We start from the raw sequence: 18,600 nt of genomic DNA on the forward strand, positions 1-18,600 counted from the left end.
CATCAGTGGCTTTATTCTTAATTACGGTATTTATAATTAATAGGAATAAAGCCATATTTTTTATCGTGAATAAAAAAGTTAAGGGCGATGATGATAATGCTGTTGATTGGGGCTAGACATAATGACGGATGCACGCAAATGCCCTTCAACACAAATATAAGAGTGAGGGGTATTACCGTGAAAGGCGTAAAAATCACCCGTTTCGAGTAAGACCGTTTCATCATTATCAAAACGCATCATTAATTTACCCGAATAGACCATAATGTGTTCTTGAGTGCCATCTGCGTGAGCGGGGCTATTGATGATCGCGCCATGCTTCATTTCGATATGCCAAATTTCAGTAATATTGCCGATACCAATACGAAATTTAAACTCTTGGGCATAATCACCCACAATAGGCTTATGTCGTTCTAAACGAGGATATTCTTCTCGTGTGAAACTAAATAAATCCCCTAACGGAAAGCCAAGTGCTATCGCGATAGCCTCTAAGGTATCGATTCTAGGATTAGAATCACCCGATTCTAATTTTGACAATGCAGCCTTGGATATTCCCGATTTTCTTGATAACTCATTAAGTGACAAGTTTCGAGACTGTCTTAATTGTTTGACTTTATTACCAAGGTATTCATTCGTTTTTTTAGGAGGTTGTGGGTTCATTGCCAATTCAAAATATCGTTAGTTTAAAAGTGTCATTCCGACTAGATAATAACACTAATTAACCGTATTCGGAAAAATGAGATCCTGTTTCTGCTGTATTTTGTGAATAGTGTGACGATCTCTGTTCGATTTTTAATAATTACGCTAATATCCTTCATTAAATGATAATTATTCAAGGTTTACTATGATGGACTTACTCAGTTGGTCTGATCTTTTTATTTGCCTACTTACCTTATTCTTTGCTTATGTTATTTTCGGTATGGCTGGGTTTGGTTCTGCGTTAATTGCAGGTCCTGTATTAGCTCTTTATTTACCTCTTTCAATGATAGTGCCTTTATTGGCATTAATCGATTTAAGTGCTGCTGTAGTGAATGTTTTAAGAGATGGTAAACAGGCTGATTTTAAAGAGATACGCTACCTTATTCCGCTGATTATTATTGGTAGTCTGGTTGGTGCTACGATTTTATTAACCACACGACCTGATTTGCTTTCTCTTCTTTTAGGTATCTTTGCTACCTGTTATGCAATTTATGCCTTGTTTTGGAAAAAACAAGAAAGCCAATTTTCTCAACGCTTGGTTTATCCTTTCGGGTTAATTGGTGGTGTGTTTAGTGCGTTGTTTGGCAGTGGTGGCTTTTTATATGCAATTTACTTGTCAGGTAGAATTGCAGATAAAAACAAGTTTCGCATTACACAAACTACATTGATTGGCTTTAGCACACTAACGCGAGTGGTAATTTTCTTATTTGCAGGTATTTATTGGCAATTGGATATTCTTAAGTTAGCCGTTATTTTCTTACCGGCTATGTTTGCTGGTGTATGGTTAGGGCGCAATTTAACATTACGGATGTCAAAAGCACGGTTTATGAGTGTGATTTACACCATTGTATTGGCATCAGGTACTGTGCTTATTTATCGTTATTTTTCTTAAGCGTTGTAGGATAAATAATGGTGAAGTGAGAATATTGTGAAAGGCAAAGATCTTTGTGAGTCAAACGGAGATCTTTCTCTAATTAACATTATTTTTTAAGCATGTTTATCTATTTCTTATCCCCTATAATAAAACAATATTTTATTTAACCACCTTCCTTTTATTACAGAGGTTTCTGTTATTCACAGAAACAAAATAATATGTCACATCAAAATTATCGCCAATCTGAAGTTTTTGCGATAACAACTATCACGGTAAGTATTGGCGTTATCGGGATTGTTATCGGATTAACTATTCCTATGGTGGCACTGCGCCTTAATTTAGTGGGTATTAGTGAATCTATCATTGGGCTTATTTCCGCTGCACCCGCTATTGGGATGTTAATTATTTCGCCTTTTGCTCGGCGTATTGTGCAATGGATTGGCAAACGCTTTGCCATGCTATTAGCAACCATTGTTTCTGCGATAAGCCTATTACCATTAATGGGGAGCTTACCTTTAGAGTTGTTATTTCCTTTACGACTTATCACTGGGATTGCTAGTGGTGTGATGATTTGTTTAGGTGAGACGTGGATTAATGAGCTTTCGCCTGATAATAAACGAGGGCGAATTTTAGCGGTATATACGACGGTATTTACTATTAGCCAGTTATTAGGACCCTCAATTATTGCGCTTTATGGCGTCGCAGATAAGACACCTATTTTAATTAGTGTCTTTATTCATATTATCTCTATTGTCCTGTTTTTAATGATGGATCAGAAAACAGGCGATAAATTACCAAAAGATACGCAAGAGCCTAATTTTTCTATTATCCGCTTTGTTAAAGTCGCGCCAGCAATTTGCGGTGGCATTATTTTCTTTGCTTTTTTTGATGGAACCGTACTTTCTATGTTTCCTATTTATGGACTAAGTATGGGACACACGGAAGCTATTGCCGCCATGATGATAAGCGCTATTTTAGCGGGTGATGCCATTATGCAAATGCCATTTGGCTGGCTTGCGGATCATATGAATAGAACACGGTTATATCGAATTTGTGGTGTAGTGACTTTACTAGCAAGCTTATTATTACCTATCACGATGTCTCATACATTTTTGATTTGGCCTTTATTGCTGGTATTGGGTGCAACAGCGGGTGCGATATACACCATTGCGTTGGTACAAATAGGGCAATATTTCTCAGGCAATGATCTCATGGTTGCTAATGCGTCGGCTGCGATGTTATGGGGAATAGGTAATTTATCAGGACCTTTGCTGGCTGGCGCGATGTCAGAAATTTCTTCATCTTCACTGCCATTCTTGTTGGTTGTTATGACAGGTTTATTCTTAGTATCAACGATGGATCGTTGGAACTTAGGTGTTGAAGCACTCAATAGTAGCTCATCTTAATATTATGTTTTCTCTATCGTATTCCATTTAGGCTGAAAGGAATGCGATAGAGGAAGCCTTCCTTCTCTCGATTTCTAAATACTAAAAATTTATCTTATTGTTTTTTTTAAATGATTGTAATTATCTTTCGTAATTGTACTTATTTTAAAGCTTATTAAGAATAATCTAGAAGTGCTTATGAAAAACGGAAAATTATTTGCTAAAACTGCACCTATTCATCTAACGTTAGAAGTAGAAGATGACGTTATCTTCAGGTAAAAAATAATGAATACTGCAAATCGTTAATCGCCACACATTGGGAACGGGAGGTATTATTTATTTAAGTAACTTATTAAAGTTACTAATAATAGATAAATATACCTAGTTATCATGTCGTTTAATATAAATTCAATAAAAACAATCCATTAAGTTATTTTTCTACTGTGAGATAAACATGATATTGGATGATTGTACAAAAGTAGAATGATGAGGAAAGTAGGTAACTGCTTTCCTCTTTTTCTTTTTTTCTAACTTTAAATTATCTTTTTATGACATTTTTATTAAAAATGTATTTTTTCGCTTGATTCTTACCCTAAAAGCACCAGATAATCGTTTGCGTCAAATTCTCTCACTCAATCCACACGAAAAACCAAACGTTTGCTTTTGACTCCCTCTTAAGATTTTTTTTCGATAAGAGGTTATTTTAATTGGTACGTAATCGTTTTCGTTTTTTGGAGAGTGAACCGTTTTTATGTCAGAGGAATGTAATGTCTGCTAATCAATCAGCAAGCACAGGTAAACTGGATAGCTATTTTCAACTTACAGCACGCGGCACAACTGTTCGCAAAGAAATGATCGCGGGTTTGACGACATTTCTGGCTATGGTGTATTCCGTTATTGTTGTTCCTAGCATGTTAGGGCAAGCCGGTTTTCCACATACAGCGGTTTTTATTGCAACCTGTTTAGTCGCGGGATTAGGCTCTCTTCTAATGGGATTGTGGGCAAATCTTCCTATGGCAATTGGTTGTGCTATTTCATTAACAGCATTTACCGCTTTTAGCTTGGTGTTGGGACAAAACATCTCTGTGCCCGTTGCATTAGGTGCCGTATTTTTAATGGGGTGTTTATTCACCGTTTTCTCATTAACGGGCATTCGCACTTGGATCTTAAAAAATATTCCAATTGGTATCGCACATGGTGCAGGAATAGGGATTGGGCTTTTTCTGCTTTTAATCGCAGCAAACAGTGTTGGATTAGTGGTTAAAAACCCATTTGATGGTTTACCTGTCGCAATGGGTAAATTTACCTCATTTTCTGTTCTGATGTCACTTGCAGGATTGGCCGCTATTTTCGGATTAGAAAAACGTAAAGTACCCGGTGGCGTGCTATTAGTGATTGTGGCGATTTCGATTATTGGTCTTATTTTTGATCCTAATGTGAAATATCAAGGCATCTTTAAAATGCCTCAATTAGGTGAAGAGGGGCTTTCTTTATTGTTTGCAATGGATATTAAAGGTGCCTTACAGCCTTTAGTATTACCAAGTGTGCTTGCGTTAGTAATGACTGCCATTTTTGATGCCACAGGGACTATTCGTGCGGTTGCGGGTCAAGCAAACTTATTAGATAAACGCGGGCAAATTATTAATGGTGGAAAAGCGCTGACTTCTGACTCTGTCAGTAGTATTTTTGCTGGGGTGATTGGTGCAGCACCCGCCGCAGTTTATGTTGAATCAGCCGCAGGAACGGCTGCTGGTGGTAAAACAGGGTTAACTGCAACAGTAGTCGGTATTCTATTTTTACTGATCCTTTTCTTATCGCCTCTCTCTTATTTAGTTCCCGCTTATGCAACGGCACCTGCGTTAATGTATGTGGGTTTATTGATGTTAGGTAACGTTACTAAGTTAGATTTCAGTGATTTTGTTGATGCAATGTCAGGCATGGTGTGTGCTGTATTTATTGTTTTAACCTGTAATATCGTCACCGGCATTATGTTAGGTTTCGGCTGTTTGGTTATTGGTCGTGTATTTGCAGGGGAATGGCGCAAACTCAATATTGGCACAGTGTTAATTACTATTGCTCTAGTGGCATTTTATGCGGGTGAGTGGGCAATTTAATTTAAATAATCGGTTTTAAAGACAAAAGGCGGAATATATTTGTATTCCGCTTTTTTGCTATTTATTTCTCTACTTTTATTCGCTATTGTCGAAATTAAATCTAGTGATTAAATAGTTGGTAGAAGATATGCAAGAAATAAAAATACGCCATGGCGAACCTGACGACGCATCAGCAATTCAACAGTTATATACACATCCTGATTTATATATTTGCACTTGCCAATTTCCTTATCCTTCAGTCACGATGTGGAAAAAAAGATTACTTGAATTTTCAGAACAAAATATCCCTAATTTTGTTGCAACCATTGATGGTCAAGTTGCTGGGCATTTAGCACTGATAATCGATAATCATCCTCGTCGTCGCCACATTGTGAGTTTTGGTATCGGTGTGGGCGCTGAATACTCCGGAAAAGGTGTCGGTAAATTACTTATTAATACAGCAATTGATTATGCTTTCAATTGGTTAGCAGCCACACGATTAGAATTAGAAGTGTATTCAGACAATGAAAGAGGCTTGCATCTGTATAAGACATTAGGTTTTGAAGTTGAAGGTGTACGCCGTAAAGCAGCTTTTAGAGAGGGCAAATATTGTGATGTTGTCATGATGTCGATGTTAAGAACAATTGAATAATCATTAGCATTACGCGTTAGCTCTCAAATTTAATCGCTATTGTTATTTATCTATTATTTTTTATTTAATTACTTAACGTTTTACGTTTTTATACGCTCTATTACATTGCTTAGACCGAAAAAGAGAAATAAAAACGTATGCTTTCTATAATTAATGCCGTTAATAAATAGAGAGTAATAAATTGTGTGCAATGTGCGGTGTTAGATACGATTAATCTTAATTTATAAATATTCTCACAGAGTCTGTGTGTGATCTGTTTAGAATAAGCATAGATAAAGAAAGAGGTATGATGCGCGAATTTTACATAATTTGTTTCTTTATTGTTTGGTAGGTTTTCCTTTTATAAGGGAAAGATGACAGGTTTTCAGGATAAAAATAGGCATGTAAGGGTAACATGGAAATTTTCTTTACTATTTTGATTTTAATACTGGTGGTTTCAGTTTCGGGAGTTATCACAAAATTAATTCCCTTTCGTGTTCCGTTACCATTAATACAGATTGTGATAGGGGCTTTATTGGCATGGCCTCAGTTTGGTTTACATGTCACTTTTGATCCTGAATTATTCCTCGTTCTATTGATCCCACCTTTACTTTTTGTTGATGGTTGGAAAACACCGACACGAGAATTTATCCAAAATGGGCGTGAGATTTTTATTCTTGTGCTTGTTTTAGTCATGGTGACAGTTGTTGGTATCGGTTATCTGATTTATTGGATGATGCCAAGTATCCCTCTTATTTCAGCATTTGCATTGGCGGCAGTACTTTCGCCAACGGATGCGGTTGCACTCTCTTCCATTGTCGGTAAAGGGCGAATACCTAAGCGAATAATGGGCATCTTAGAAGGTGAAGCATTAATGAATGATGCTTCAGGTCTGGTTGCCTTGAAATTTGCGGTTGCAGTGGCAATGGGCACAATGGTGTTTACTGTTGGTGGTGCAACCCTTGAATTCTTTAAAGTCGCTGTTGGGGGATTACTGGCTGGTATCGGTGTCACCTTAGTTTACAGTAAATCTTTACGATTAATGAGTCGTTGGAGCGGAGACGATCCGGCTACACAAATCGTCTTTATGTTATTGCTACCTTTTGCCTCTTATCTTATTGCAGAACATATTGGTTTTTCAGGTATTTTAGCGGCTGTTGCTGCCGGTATGACTATCAGTAAATCAGGCGTTATCAGAAATGCACCTCTTGCGATGCGTTTACGTGCTGATAGCGTGTGGTCAATGCTTGAATTTGTCTTTAACGGTCTTGTCTTTATCATGCTTGGTTTACAGCTTCCTATTATCTGGACAAGCTCTGTTATTCAAGCCGATCTTGACCCAGAAGTTGAAGTCTGGATGTTGTTTGCAGCCGTTTTCGTTATCTACTTTGCACTACTGATCCTGCGATTTACATGGTTATGGCTAATGAAAAAAATCAGCCTGATATTTATGAAAAAACATCCTCTTGATTTCGCTAATTACACAACGCGTGAGTTGTGGTTATCGTCATTTGCGGGTGTTCGTGGTGCGATTACGCTTGCCGGTGCGCTTTCTATCCCACTCTTTTTAACCGATGGCAGTACTTTCCCTGGGCGTTATCAAATTATCTTTATTGCTGCGGGGGTCATTTTACTGTCAATTTTAGTGGGTATTATTTCACTTCCTTTCCTATTAAAAGGTGTGAAGGCAACAGACAAAGAAGCAGATAAAAACGAAGTTCGCTATGCGCGTAAAGTGATGGCAGAAGTGGCAATGGTCAGCCTGAATAAAATGGAAGAGCGCTTAGCCGCAAGTACCGATGAGCAGTTGGATGCAGAAGAAATTAATGAAGTTGCTTCTCGTGTAACGGGTTATTTAAGACGCCGTACTGCAGATCAAGATGAAATGATCCATAACGCGTTAGAAGAAGATCTCGAAAGACGTTTTCGTTTAACAGCATTGCGTGCTGAACGTGGGGAGCTTTATCATTTAAGAGCAACGCGAAAAATCAGTAATGAAACACTCCAACTATTGCTACATGAGTTGGATTTAATGGAAGCGTTATTAGTAGAGAAAGATAGCTAATTATGTGGTTGCTTGTTATTACAACATTGTTATGGGCGGCTTCTTTTAGCCTGATCGGCGAGTATCTCGCGGGTCAGGTTGATAGCTGGCTCTCTGTTTTGATCCGCGTTTCTTTAGCGGCTTTAGTCTTCTTACCTTTCTTACGTTGGAAGGGGATCCGCTTTAAGGTGATCCTGCTTTATATGCTGGTGGGTGCTTGCCAACTCGGTATTATGTATCTGTTCGTCTTCCATGCTTATAACTATTTGACTGTTGCAGAATTCTTACTATTTACGGTATTAACACCGCTTTATGTCACGTTAATTTATGATTTATTAGAACGTCAGAAATTACGTTGGGGTTATGCATTTAGCTCATTATTAGCGGTGTTAGGGGCTGCGATTATTCGCTATGACCATTTAAGTGATGATTTTTGGTATGGTCTGTTATTAGTACAACTGGCTAATATTTTCTTTGCAATTGGTCAGGTGGGTTATAAACGATTAATGGAAGTGCATCCTATTCCACAACATCATGCATTTTCTTGGTTTTACCTTGGTGCCGTTGTCGTTTCATTGATTGGCGCTCTGTGTTTTGCTGATTGGCAGAAAATGCCAACAACATCACTACAATGGGGTGTTTTACTCTGGTTAGGAATTGGCGCTTCTGGGATCGGGTATTTTATGTGGAACTACGGTGCCACACAAGTTGATGCTGGAACCTTAGCTATTATGAATAACATGATGGTTCCAGCAGGATTGTTAGTGAATTTTTCTATTTGGCAGCAACATCCAAATTGGCCAAGTTTCATCATAGGCGCGAGCCTGATTGTTGCATCACTTTGGATCCATCGACGCTGGATACGCCGACCTGCTTTACAAAAGGAAGATTGTTAACCGCGTGCTGACCTGATAAACGAATAAACTCTCGAATTGCCGGTTGATGTTGCTCTCCACTACGGTTAGCGGCATATAACCGGCTCCATAATCCCTCACCTAATGTTTTTGTAACAACTAAGCCTTGTTTTTCAAAATTCTCAACAGCCCAATGAGGTAATGCCGCAATTCCCATGCCGGCTGCAACCATTTGAATTAATAACAACGTATTATCGACATGTTTAAAATGTGGTGTGATCCCCGCAGGTTGTAAGAAATGACGCCATACATCAAAGCGCTCTCTTTGTACGGGATAAATAAATAAGGTTTCTGCAATTAAATCTTGTGGCTGAATATGTAAGCGATTAGCAAGAGGGTGATCTGGCGATAAAACTAATTTCACCTCATAGTCAAATAACGGAGTGTAGTGTAAACGAGGATCATCCAAGATATCGGATGTTAACACGACATCTAATTCACGTTGTAATAATGCTGGCTGTGGATCAAAAGTCACACCCGAATGAAAATCAACAGTCACTTCAGGCCATGTTTGACGATATTGCTGTAATGCAGGGGTTAACCATTGAATACAGCTATGGCATTCAATGGCTATATTCAAATTCACACTACCCGGCTCATTACATGCTTCAATGGCTCTACGAACAATAGGCAATACTTCTTCTGCTAATTTAACGAGCACTTCTCCTTGTGAAGTAAAGCGCAGTGGCTGGCTTTTACGCACAAAAATTCGATAACCAAGGCGATGTTCTAATTCACTAAATTGATGTGAAAGAGCCGATTGCGTTTGATGCAATTGATTTGCTGCGTTAGCAAGAGAGCCTGTGTGCTTCAAGGCTAAGATCGTTTTTAAATGTTTTATTTCTATCATGAGAAACCTTCAAGTTGTTGATGAAAAATTTGCGCTTGTGATTTATACACTACCTGTAGATTATGGATGTGTAAACATCTAGACGGCTAAAAATAGGATTTTAATTATGACAATTCGCAATCACACACTTGGCTTCCCTCGTATTGGCTTAGATAGAGAGCTAAAAAAGGCGCAAGAAAATTATTGGGCAGGCAAGATTTCACAAGAAGAATTGGTTGCGGTGGGTAAAGAGCTTCGCGCTCGCCATTGGCAACAACAAGCAGATGCAGGTGTTGAATTATTACCTGTCGGTGATTTTGCTTGGTATGACCAAGTGTTAGGTACAAGCCTACTGTTAGGTAATGTGCCGCCTCGTCACCGTAATGAAGATGGCTCACTTGATCTTGATACTCTATTCAGAGTCGCTCGTGGTAGAGCGCCAACAGGTAAGCCTGCGGCTGCATCTGAAATGACGAAATGGTTTAATACTAACTATCACTATATCGTGCCTGAATTTCAGCAAGGTCAGTCATTTAGCTTTGCATGGAAAGCGCTATTAGAAGAAGTCGATGAAGCATTAGCGTTAGGTCATAAAATAAAACCTGTTTTACTGGGTCCAGTGACTTACTTGTGGCTAGGTAAAGTAAAAGGCCCTGAATTTGATAGATTAACGCTTCTAAAAGATATTTTACCTATTTATCAACAAGTTATTTCCGCATTAAAAGAGAAAGGTATTGAGTGGATACAAATTGATGAGCCTGCATTAGTACTGGATTTACCTATTGAATGGCAAAATGCGTACCAAACAGCTTATCAAGCATTAACAGGACAAGCTAAATTACTGCTGACAACCTATTTTGATGGTATTTCTCATCATCTTGATATTATTAAAAACTTACCTGTTGAGGGGCTTCATGTTGATATTTCAGCAGGGCAAGATGATTTGCAGCACTTACACCAAGCATTACCTAAAGATTGGGTACTGTCATTAGGTGTGATTAATGGTCGAAATGTGTGGAAAGCAGATTTAAGTACACGTTATCAGCAAGTGATTGTATTAAAAGGGAAACGTCCATTGTGGATTGGTACTTCATGTTCATTACTGCATAGCCCAATTGATTTAAATGCAGAGACGAAACTTGATGATGAAGTCAAAAGCTGGTTTGCTTTTGCTGTTCAGAAATGTGAAGAAGTCGCTTTGTTAGCTAAGGCATTGAATGCACCAGAAGGTGAGTATGATGAACAACTGGCACAATACAGTGCGCCAATTCGTCAACGTCAACACTCGACTCGCGTACATAATGCAACAGTTGAAGCTCGTTTACAGGCAATTGAAGCACAAGATAGTGAAAGAAATTCACCTTATACTCAACGTGCAGAAGTACAACGTACTCGGTTTAATTTGCCATTATGGCCAACCACCACGATTGGCTCATTCCCACAAACAACAGAAATTCGTACTGTCCGTTTAGATTTTAAGAAAGGGCGTATTGATACGGCAGCTTATCGTACAAATATCAGCGAACATATTAAGCAAGCGATATCTGAACAAGAAAATCTTGGTCTTGATGTGTTAGTTCATGGTGAGGCTGAACGTAATGATATGGTGGAGTATTTTGGTGAACATTTTGATGGTTATGTGTTTACGCAAAATGGCTGGGTACAAAGCTATGGCTCCCGTTGTGTAAAACCACCTGTGATTATCGGCGATATTAGTCGTCCAGCTCCGATTACTGTGGATTGGGCAACTTACGCGCAGTCATTAACCGAAAAACCAGTCAAAGGCATGTTAACAGGTCCTGTGACAATTTTATGTTGGTCTTTCCCTCGTGAAGATGTAACACGTGAAACGATTGCAAAACAGATAGCGTTAGCACTGCGTGATGAAGTGGATGATTTACAAAAAGCAGGTATTGGGATTATTCAAATCGATGAGCCTGCGTTACGTGAAGGTTTACCACTGCGTCGTAATGAGTGGCAGGCTTACCTTGATTGGGCAGTCGATGCCTTTAAATTAAGTGCCGCCATTGCTGATGATGAGACACAAATCCATACCCATATGTGTTATTGCGAATTTAATGACATCATGGATTCAATCGCAGCGCTGGATGCTGATGTGATTACAATCGAAACATCACGTTCAGATATGGAATTGCTAGAAGCTTTTGAGCACTTTGATTATCCAAATGAAATTGGACCAGGTGTTTATGACATTCACTCACCTAATGTGCCAAATGTGGAATGGATCGTCGGTTTATTAAGAAAAGCACAATCTCGAATTCCCGCAGAGCGTTTATGGGTGAATCCAGATTGTGGATTAAAAACACGAGGCTGGCCTGAAACACGCGCAGCATTAGCGAATATGGTTGAGGCTGCTAAATATTTACGCCAAAACGCGTAATAAAAGAATTAATTGTTTATTAGCCTGTTATTTTTGAACTGTCACTTTAGATAAGTCGCATAGTCAAAATAGCAGGCTAACTTTATATAAAACTTAAAAAAGGTATTCATTAAAACCCAGAGTAAATCTTATTATTGATATTCATTAGAGTTGCTATACTGCAAAACTCTCTAATTTTATGGATATAATTATTGTGCAAACTAGCATTAAACTTTCGGATAAAGTATTAGATGCTTTTCCAACTCGACCTTTGAAATTAGTTCCACTAAGAGGAGACGGTGGATTATTTCGCACCTTATTCTTAGTTATTTTCATGTTAGCAATGACGGTATTTAGTGCTTATCAAATTCCCAATATTCTTTATGATTATAAAATCAGTGAGAATGCAGTACCTGTTGATGCTACGGTAAATGGCTCTTGTCGTTCTCAACTTTTTGTTCTGACTAACTGTAGTGTTGATTTACGTTATAAAGGCAATGAAGTTTCGCGTAATTTTACTTTTTTAGATTTAGGTCCTAAAGATGTATTAGTTGAACCCGTCGCTGATGCTAATGATCTCAGTAAGATGACCGTTGATGTGGCGATAGATAATATTTGGCTTCGCTTAATGAGTACGATTATTTTTATCGGCTTATTTGGTTTTAGTGTGGTCTTTTTTATTTATCGTCAAATATTAACGAGTAAAGTGAGAAAAGCATTATTATCAGTGGGAACTCAGCCTTTAAAGTTAATCGCTATTCCTGCAAAAATGGTAGTGAGTAATAAGCAATTTATTGCGACTTATCATCTTAATTTAGAGGGTAAAGATATCCGTATTGCTTATTCAGGAAATAAGAAAACACCACCTATTGTGATTGAGCAAAATGGAAATACCTACGTATTAGCCGTTTATTCACCACAACAAAATATCCCTTATGCTTTGGATGTACCTTTAGAACGTATTCAGGCAACGCCTGAAGAGAAACAACGTTTTCATGAAGCGTTGATTGAAGAAGGTTTGCTGTAATCAATTTTGATTATTAAGAATATGATGCGTTTTCTCTTATGGGATATAAGGGAAAACGCAGTCTGTTTATTTAGCCGCCAAAAATTTTCGCTTTTAAAATATCCATACCCGCACTGACTAAGTCTAAGTCTTTAGGTACAACGCCATCTGGGGTGACTTTATCAATTAATTTAGGTAAATATTGTGCCGCCATTTCAGAAGCTTCTGTTGCACTTAAATTAATTTTTGACGCAAGTTCATTAATCACCGGTGATGAAAAAACCGCTACGATTTGTTCAGCACTGATAGGTAAATTTGTCTTTGTACTTATCCAAGATTGTATAAGCTCACTTAAACCTGCTGTATCAAATTGCTTTACTAAGCCTTCAATGCCGCCTTGAGATCCAATCCAGTCAAGGACAGTTTTATATTGATTGATTTTTTCGCCACCTAGTAGGCTCGCAATTTGGTTAAATAAGCTCATGTTCACTCCAATGACGATCTGTTTGTCACATTCGATGTTTTTAAGGGCGGGTAGTTTACTCGTTATGTTCGTTGTACTTCAAGCTACTCGTCATACTTGAAGCTACTCGTCATACTTCAAGCCACAGCGTTGTTGACTGCGCTCATTCGCCATACTCGTCATACTTCAAGCCACAGCGTTGTTGACTGCGCTCATTCGCCATACTCGTCATACTTCAAGCCACAGCGTTGTTGACTGCGTTCATTCGCACTAGTCACATACTTATGTATGCTCCTAGCGACTCATTCACTTGTCGCCTAGCTACTCGTCATACTTCAAGCTGTAGCGTTGTTGACTTCGTTCATTCGCACTAGTCACATACTGATGTATGCTCCTAGCGGCTCATTCACTTGTCGCCTAGCTACACCTCGAATTATTTAGAGTATATGTTCAATAATGTATTTATCGCATCTATACTGATGAGAGAAATGTTTACTTTAGTTAATGATTGATGCTGGCGAATATTGATATTGTGCTTGCGGATCATGTCTTTTATATGCCGCTTTTTGTGATGATAATCACAATTTTATGAAATTGTTACTTTGTTTGTTGCCTTGTAAGTGATGTTGGTCACTAAAAAGGTCTGGAAAACTGATACAGTAACTTTTAATTTAATGATCATTGGTTTTGTCCCATTGAGGAGTCCGATATGTCTGATGTATTTCACTTAGGTTTAACCAAAAATGACCTACAGGGTGCCACTTTAGCAATTGTTCCAGGTGATCCTAAGCGTGTTGAAAAAATTGCAAAATTAATGGATAACCCAGTTCATCTGGCTTCTTTACGTGAATACACGTCATGGCGTGGCGAAATTGATGGTAAAGCTGTCATTGTTTGTTCAACAGGTATCGGTGGTCCATCTACCTCTATCGCAGTTGAAGAATTAGCACAGTTAGGTATTCGTACTTTCTTGCGTATTGGTACAACTGGTGCAATTCAAGAACATATCAATGTAGGTGATATTCTTGTGACTACGGCTGCGGTTCGTTTAGATGGCGCAAGCTTACATTTCGCCCCTATGGAATTCCCAGCTGTTTCTGATTTTGAATGTATGAACGCACTGTACAAAGCCGCTAAAGACAATGGCTCCACTGTACACGTCGGTGTTACTGCATCTTCAGATACATTCTATCCAGGACAAGAACGTTACGACACCTATACAGGTCGTGTTATTCGCCGTTTCAAAGGCTCTATGAAAGAGTGGCAAGAAATGGGCGTAATGAACTATGAAATGGAATCTGCAACATTATTGACAATGTGTGCAAGCCAAGGTTTACGTGCAGGTATGGTTGCGGGTGTTATCGTAAACCGTACTCAACAAGAAATTCCAGATGCGGAATTACTGAAGAAAACTGAGAACAATGCACTCGGTATCGTGATTGAAGCGGCTCGTAATTTAATGAAATAATCTTTCGAATCGCTGATAGAAGCCCTTAATACGCAAGTGTTAAGGGCTTTTTTTATGCAATAATTCATTCGCTTAATATACTATGTCAATAGAACTATATTTTTGATAATGTAATTGAGAATTATTTACAATAAAACAATGAGAAAATAAATATGACTGATATTTTGCAGACACACCCTTCAGTGTTGCCTTTAACCGGTGGAATTAACTTCCGTGATCTAGGAGGTAAAAAATTAAGCAACGGTGGTATTATCAAGCCAGGTATGTTATTTCGTGCTGGAGCACTGGATAGGCTGACGGATACGGATCAATCCCTTCTTATTGATAAAAATCTTTTTCAAATCATTGATTATCGCGATAGTGGTGAAATTGTTGATAAACCAGACCGTGTCTGGGAAGGTGCGCAATATTACCATGCCCCTGCAAACCCGCTATCCAAAGAAGTCTCTGCAAACCTTGAAAAGCTGACTCCTGAAATACTTGAGCAATTTGATGCCAAAGCCTTTATGTTTCAGTTATATAAATTACTTCCTATTAATAATCCTGCATATAAACAACTGGCAACATTATTAAAGCAACCTGAGAAAGGGGGCGTTGTACAACATTGTGCTGTGGGTAAAGACAGAACAGGTGTTGGCTCTGCTTTAGTATTATTTGCGTTGGGTGCATCTTTAGATGTAGTAATGGAAGATTACCTACTTACCAATGAAACATTAGCGCCTTATCGCGCTTATCTTTTAGAAGAACATGCCAAAACAATGAGTGATAATATTGTTGATAAATTTGCCTATGTTTATTCAGTACAAGAAGAGTTTCTGCAAACTGCATTGGCGAGTATTAATCAGCATTACGGTAATGTGGATACTTGGCTAGAGAAAGATATCGGTTTAGATGCTTCTAGCCGAGATACCTTACAAAATTATTTTCTCGAATAATAAAGTGATTTATATTCGGTTAATCAATTTATTATTTCACTTAGGTTAACCGAATTTAAGGTCTCTATTTTGACAGTACAAGACATTATTCATACCATCACTCTCTTTGTGAAAGAGCATGAAATCTGGGCTATTCCGATCGTGTTTTTTCTTGCTTTTGGTGAGTCACTCGCATTTATCTCTTTGCTTATTCCTGCCACAGTGATTTTATTAGGATTAGGCGCCTTAATTGGTGAGAGTGGTTTGTTTTTCTGGCCGATTTGGCTTGCTGCTGCATTAGGTGCTTTCTTTGGTGATTGGGTATCCTACTGGGTAGGATTTCACTATAAAGAGGGCGTGAGAAACATGTGGCCCATTTCACGTTCACCACAAACATTAGTTAGAGGTCATCAATTCTTTAATCGTTGGGGAATTTGGGGGGTGTTTATTGGACGATTTTTTGGACCTTTTCGTGCAATTGTCCCATTAGTTGCGGGTATTTGTGCAATGCCACAACGTTATTTTCAAATTGCTAATTTAACATCAGCTATGATTTGGGCATTCGGTATTTTGGCACCCGGTGCTTTTGGTTTGCAATGGCTTGCGAAATGGGTGGGATAACTGCGTCCTTTATCGCAAATAAAGTCATGATGTAAATTGTTGCTAGACAATATTACTTATGCGTTTTAACGTAGCCCGCTGGAAAGTAAAAAGGTCACTTTAGTGGATATTCAGTTGTTATACGGGATCATTGGTTTATTAGGTGGAGTGCTTGTTGGCGGTGCGCTGGTTTGGTGGTCTATCCAACAACGTTTATCCGATAAAGAAGCCATGCTACGTGAAAATCATACACAGCTTGCTATCGCCCAAGAAAAAGCGGTGATTATCCCCTCTTTACAACAACATATAGAACAGCTAGAGCAAGAATTACGTGCTCAACGAGAAATTATTACTTCCCAAGAAGCAGAATTAAGAGAAGTGACAACTCGTTGGGAAGAAAGCCGCATATCCGCAGAAGAAAAACAGCGATTATTAATTAATAGTGAGCAACGGCTTGCAACACAGTTTGAGAACTTAGCTAACCGTATTTTTGAACAGAGTGGGCGTAAAGCCGAAGAGTTAAATCGTCAAGGATTAACCCATTTGCTGTCACCATTTCGTGAACAGCTCGAAAGCTTTCGGCGACAAGTGCAAGATGGTTTTGGGCAAGAAGCCAGAGAGCGACATACTTTGGTTCATGAAATTCGCCAGCTGCAACAATTGAATGTGAAAATGGCACAAGAAGCCGTTAATTTAACTAATGCCCTAAAAGGGGATAATAAAGTTCAAGGTAACTGGGGCGAAACGGTATTAGCACGTATATTAGAGACTTCTGGATTACGTGAAGGCCATGAGTTTGAAACTCAAGTAAGCATTCGACATGAAAATGGTAGTCGCTATCAACCGGATGTGATTGTGCATCTACCTCATGGTAGAGATGTTATTATCGACGCTAAAATGTCGCTGGTGGCATATGAGAAGTATTTTAGTAGTGATAGTGATAATGAACGTAAACAAGCGCTTTATGCGCATGTGAACTCAATTAAAGCGCATATTAAAGGATTGAGTGTAAAAGATTATCATAAACTACCGGGTATAACGTCTTTAGATTATGTTTTAATGTTTATACCTATTGAGCCTGCTTATCTTGTTGCAATTGGTCATTCTCCAGACTTGCTAGATGAAGCATTGAAAAACAATATTATGTTAGTTGGACCATCTACTTTACTTGTTGCTTTGCGTACAATAGCCGCATTGTGGCGTTATGAATATCAAAGCCAAAATGCGCAAGAAATTGCAGACAGAGCGGCTAAAATGTATGACAAATTAAGGCTTTTCGTTGATGATATGCAAGGGTTAGGAAACAGTATTCAAAAAGCGCAATCCGGCTATCTATTAGCAATGAAAAAACTCTCTGAAGGTCGTGGAAATCTTATCAGTCAAGCGGAAGGCTTTAAATCCTTAGGGGTTGAGATAAAAAAAACGATTGATAATGATCTCATTGAAAAATCAGCATCTGATTGATTTGATAAAATAAAGAGATAAAGACTTCTGAAAACGACCAGTACTAAATTTACTAAATTTTGATTAATTAGCGGGCAAATAATATGACTCAACAAACTAAGGAAACAACAGATTTTGGTTTCCAAACCGTTGACAAAGATGATAAACAAACCATGGTTGCAAGGGTTTTTCACTCTGTCGCGTCTAAGTATGATTTAATGAATGACTTGATGTCGTTCGGTGTTCACCGTATTTGGAAACGTTATACCATTGAAGCAAGTGGCGTAAGACGTAACCAACGTGTTCTTGACCTTGCAGGCGGCACGGGTGATTTAACAGCTAAATTCTCTCGTCTTGTGGGCGAAAATGGGGAAGTTGTTTTAGCTGATATCAATGACTCAATGTTGAAAATGGGACGTGAAAAGCTACGCGATCACGGTATTGTGGGTAATGTTAACTATGTACAAGCAAATGCTGAAGAGTTACCTTTCCCTGATAACCATTTTGATTGCATTACAATCTCCTTTGGCTTACGTAATGTGACCGATAAAGCAAAAGCTTTACGTTCGATGTTCCGTGTATTAAAGCCAGGTGGACGTCTGCTGGTACTGGAATTCTCTAAACCCGTTCTTGATCCTTTAAGCAAGATTTATGATGCTTATTCTTTCCATATTCTACCGAAAATTGGTCAAGTGATTGTGAATGACGCTGAAAGCTACCGTTATTTAACAGAGTCAATTCGCATGCATCCAGACCAAGAAACACTAAAAGGCATGATGGAAGACGCGGGATTTGATCAAGTTACCTATACCAATATGACCGGAGGTATAGTTGCATTACACAAAGGATTTAAATTCTGA

The 18,600-nt window shown here is 38.5% G+C and carries 16 protein-coding genes; 13 read left to right on the forward strand and 3 right to left on the reverse strand.

The genetic code is table 11. The annotated features are described in order from the left end of the window. Positions 1–78: 78 nt before the first annotated feature. Entirely contained in the window at positions 79–657 is a 579-nt protein-coding gene (locus tag BTA34_RS00595) for a helix-turn-helix domain-containing protein (RefSeq protein ID WP_151434082.1), read from the reverse strand. Positions 658–841: 184 nt separating this feature from the next. Between BTA34_RS00595 and BTA34_RS00600 the strand changes: the two genes are divergently transcribed. From BTA34_RS00600 to BTA34_RS00625, 6 genes are all read left to right on the forward strand, one after another. Further along, entirely contained in the window at positions 842–1,588 is a 747-nt protein-coding gene (locus BTA34_RS00600) for a sulfite exporter TauE/SafE family protein (RefSeq protein WP_151434083.1), read from the forward strand. A gap of 200 nt (positions 1,589–1,788) precedes the next feature. Beyond that, on the forward strand, positions 1,789–2,976 hold the full coding sequence (locus tag BTA34_RS00605) for an MFS transporter (RefSeq protein WP_151434084.1): 1,188 nt from the start codon (positions 1,789–1,791) through the stop codon (positions 2,974–2,976). Positions 2,977–3,722: 746 nt separating this feature from the next. Further along, positions 3,723–5,069, forward strand: coding sequence for an NCS2 family permease (locus BTA34_RS00610; protein ID WP_151434085.1), 1,347 nt, complete (start codon positions 3,723–3,725; stop codon positions 5,067–5,069). Positions 5,070–5,196: 127 nt separating this feature from the next. Next, positions 5,197–5,700 carry a GNAT family N-acetyltransferase gene (locus tag BTA34_RS00615; RefSeq protein WP_151434086.1) on the forward strand — a complete coding sequence of 168 codons (504 nt, stop codon included), beginning with the start codon at positions 5,197–5,199 and terminating at the stop codon, positions 5,698–5,700. 394 nt (positions 5,701–6,094) lie between these two features. After that, positions 6,095–7,744 carry a Na+/H+ antiporter gene (locus tag BTA34_RS00620; protein WP_151434087.1) on the forward strand — a complete coding sequence of 550 codons (1,650 nt, stop codon included), beginning with the start codon at positions 6,095–6,097 and terminating at the stop codon, positions 7,742–7,744. A gap of 2 nt (positions 7,745–7,746) precedes the next feature. Then, complete coding sequence (locus BTA34_RS00625) at positions 7,747–8,619, forward strand: carboxylate/amino acid/amine transporter (RefSeq protein WP_151434088.1); 873 nt, start codon at positions 7,747–7,749, stop codon at positions 8,617–8,619. Here the strand turns inward: BTA34_RS00625 and metR are convergent. After that, a complete protein-coding gene (gene metR / locus BTA34_RS00630; protein WP_075672279.1) occupies positions 8,534–9,487 on the reverse strand; it encodes an HTH-type transcriptional regulator MetR in 954 nt (317 codons plus the stop codon). The genes BTA34_RS00625 and metR overlap by 86 nt on opposite strands. A gap of 106 nt (positions 9,488–9,593) precedes the next feature. On the opposite strand from metR, the gene metE reads away from it, so the two are divergent. Further along, positions 9,594–11,867, forward strand: coding sequence for a 5-methyltetrahydropteroyltriglutamate--homocysteine S-methyltransferase (gene metE, locus BTA34_RS00635; RefSeq protein WP_151434089.1), 2,274 nt, complete (start codon positions 9,594–9,596; stop codon positions 11,865–11,867). Positions 11,868–12,045: 178 nt separating this feature from the next. Continuing rightward, the gene (locus BTA34_RS00640) at positions 12,046–12,873 is read left to right on the forward strand and encodes a hypothetical protein (RefSeq protein ID WP_151434090.1); all 828 of its coding nucleotides are present in this window, start codon (positions 12,046–12,048) and stop codon (positions 12,871–12,873) included. Positions 12,874–12,943: 70 nt separating this feature from the next. Here the strand turns inward: BTA34_RS00640 and BTA34_RS00645 are convergent, their stop codons facing one another. Then, positions 12,944–13,336 (reverse strand): YidB family protein, encoded by a 393-nt coding sequence (locus BTA34_RS00645; protein ID WP_151434091.1) that lies wholly within the window; start codon positions 13,334–13,336, stop codon positions 12,944–12,946. A gap of 688 nt (positions 13,337–14,024) precedes the next feature. Between BTA34_RS00645 and udp the strand changes: the two genes are divergently transcribed. The 5 genes from udp to ubiE all read left to right on the forward strand — a co-directional run bounded on the left by udp (position 14,025) and on the right by ubiE (position 18,600). Next, a complete protein-coding gene (udp, locus tag BTA34_RS00650; protein ID WP_151434092.1) occupies positions 14,025–14,783 on the forward strand; it encodes a uridine phosphorylase in 759 nt (252 codons plus the stop codon). A gap of 152 nt (positions 14,784–14,935) precedes the next feature. Then, positions 14,936–15,718, forward strand: coding sequence for a tyrosine-protein phosphatase (locus BTA34_RS00655; protein WP_151434093.1), 783 nt, complete (start codon positions 14,936–14,938; stop codon positions 15,716–15,718). 69 nt (positions 15,719–15,787) lie between these two features. Beyond that, complete coding sequence (locus BTA34_RS00660; RefSeq protein ID WP_151434094.1) at positions 15,788–16,318, forward strand: DedA family protein; 531 nt, start codon at positions 15,788–15,790, stop codon at positions 16,316–16,318. A 102-nt stretch (positions 16,319–16,420) separates the two neighbouring features. After that, a complete protein-coding gene (rmuC, locus tag BTA34_RS00665) occupies positions 16,421–17,761 on the forward strand; it encodes a DNA recombination protein RmuC (protein ID WP_151434095.1) in 1,341 nt (446 codons plus the stop codon). 83 nt (positions 17,762–17,844) lie between these two features. After that, on the forward strand, positions 17,845–18,600 hold the full coding sequence (ubiE, locus tag BTA34_RS00670) for a bifunctional demethylmenaquinone methyltransferase/2-methoxy-6-polyprenyl-1,4-benzoquinol methylase UbiE (RefSeq protein WP_151434096.1): 756 nt from the start codon (positions 17,845–17,847) through the stop codon (positions 18,598–18,600).

This window comes from Proteus sp. CD3 (assembly GCF_008808075.1).
Lineage (GTDB): Bacteria > Pseudomonadota > Gammaproteobacteria > Enterobacterales > Enterobacteriaceae > Proteus > Proteus appendicitidis.

What these genes read in the sequence shown, in the direction of transcription:
- BTA34_RS00595 (WP_151434082.1), bottom strand. Translation starts at nt 657, where the DNA reads ATGAACCCACAACCTCCTAAAAAAACGAATGAATACCTTGGTAATAAA.
- BTA34_RS00600 (WP_151434083.1), top strand. Translation starts at nt 842, where the DNA reads ATGATGGACTTACTCAGTTGGTCTGATCTTTTTATTTGCCTACTTACC.
- BTA34_RS00605 (WP_151434084.1), top strand. Translation starts at nt 1,789, where the DNA reads ATGTCACATCAAAATTATCGCCAATCTGAAGTTTTTGCGATAACAACT.
- BTA34_RS00610 (WP_151434085.1), top strand. Translation starts at nt 3,723, where the DNA reads ATGTCTGCTAATCAATCAGCAAGCACAGGTAAACTGGATAGCTATTTT.
- BTA34_RS00615 (WP_151434086.1), top strand. Translation starts at nt 5,197, where the DNA reads ATGCAAGAAATAAAAATACGCCATGGCGAACCTGACGACGCATCAGCA.
- BTA34_RS00620 (WP_151434087.1), top strand. Translation starts at nt 6,095, where the DNA reads ATGGAAATTTTCTTTACTATTTTGATTTTAATACTGGTGGTTTCAGTT.
- BTA34_RS00625 (WP_151434088.1), top strand. Translation starts at nt 7,747, where the DNA reads ATGTGGTTGCTTGTTATTACAACATTGTTATGGGCGGCTTCTTTTAGC.
- metR (WP_075672279.1), bottom strand. Translation starts at nt 9,487, where the DNA reads ATGATAGAAATAAAACATTTAAAAACGATCTTAGCCTTGAAGCACACA.
- metE (WP_151434089.1), top strand. Translation starts at nt 9,594, where the DNA reads ATGACAATTCGCAATCACACACTTGGCTTCCCTCGTATTGGCTTAGAT.
- BTA34_RS00640 (WP_151434090.1), top strand. Translation starts at nt 12,046, where the DNA reads ATGGATATAATTATTGTGCAAACTAGCATTAAACTTTCGGATAAAGTA.
- BTA34_RS00645 (WP_151434091.1), bottom strand. Translation starts at nt 13,336, where the DNA reads ATGAGCTTATTTAACCAAATTGCGAGCCTACTAGGTGGCGAAAAAATC.
- udp (WP_151434092.1), top strand. Translation starts at nt 14,025, where the DNA reads ATGTCTGATGTATTTCACTTAGGTTTAACCAAAAATGACCTACAGGGT.
- BTA34_RS00655 (WP_151434093.1), top strand. Translation starts at nt 14,936, where the DNA reads ATGACTGATATTTTGCAGACACACCCTTCAGTGTTGCCTTTAACCGGT.
- ubiE (WP_151434096.1), top strand. Translation starts at nt 17,845, where the DNA reads ATGACTCAACAAACTAAGGAAACAACAGATTTTGGTTTCCAAACCGTT.